Raw genomic sequence first — 620 nt, 5'->3', positions numbered from 1 at the left:
GACTCAGGAGGACCGGGCGGCGGGTCGGCGGGCGGGAGCGGGCGGGGTGGGCGGCCGCGCCGGTGACGCTGGTCTCGGCGGTGCTGGTATCGACGGCGCCGAATTTGGTGGCGCCGATTTCGGGGGTGGTGGCGCCGGCTTCGGTGGTGGTGGCCCCGGCTTCGGCGGTGCTGCCGGTGGTCAGGGGCCGGCGGGCCGCCGCCGGCGGCGAGCGGGATTCGTCCAGTACGAGGATGAGCAGCCACCCGCTCCGGCCGCCCGCGACCGTCGCGCCGAGCAGGCGCCCCCCGCGGATGACCGCCGCTCGCCCCCGTCGCCCTACCCGCCGGCGGCACCATCCCCGTCTGCGGCACCTCGCCAGCCGGCCCGCCCGTACCCCTCACCTCAGCAGCCACAGCCGTATCCGCAGGCCCGATCCCACCCGCCGGCCCAGCCCGACCAGCGGGCCCAGCCCTACCCGCAGGCCCAGCCGTATCCGCCGGCCCAGCCCTACCCGCAGGGCCAGCCCGACCCGCGGGCCCAGCCCAACCAACGGGCCCAGCCTTACCCGCAGGCCCAGCCCATCCAGCGGGCCCAGCCGTATCCGCCGGCCCAGCCGTATCCGCCGGCCCGTCCCGAGG

Annotated in this window: 1 pseudogene; it reads right to left on the bottom strand. The window is 78.4% G+C overall.

The features are described 5' to 3' along the window. Positions 1 to 379: 379 nt before the first annotated feature. Positions 380 to 620: pseudogene (locus tag ND748_RS33430) on the bottom strand (hypothetical protein); the annotation flags it as partial.

Source organism: Frankia sp. AiPs1 (genome assembly GCF_023716945.1).
Taxonomy (GTDB): domain Bacteria; phylum Actinomycetota; class Actinomycetes; order Frankiales; family Frankiaceae; genus Frankia.
The sequence above is the reverse complement of the archived record's forward strand: the minus strand, read 5'-3'. Positions and strand labels throughout refer to the sequence as shown.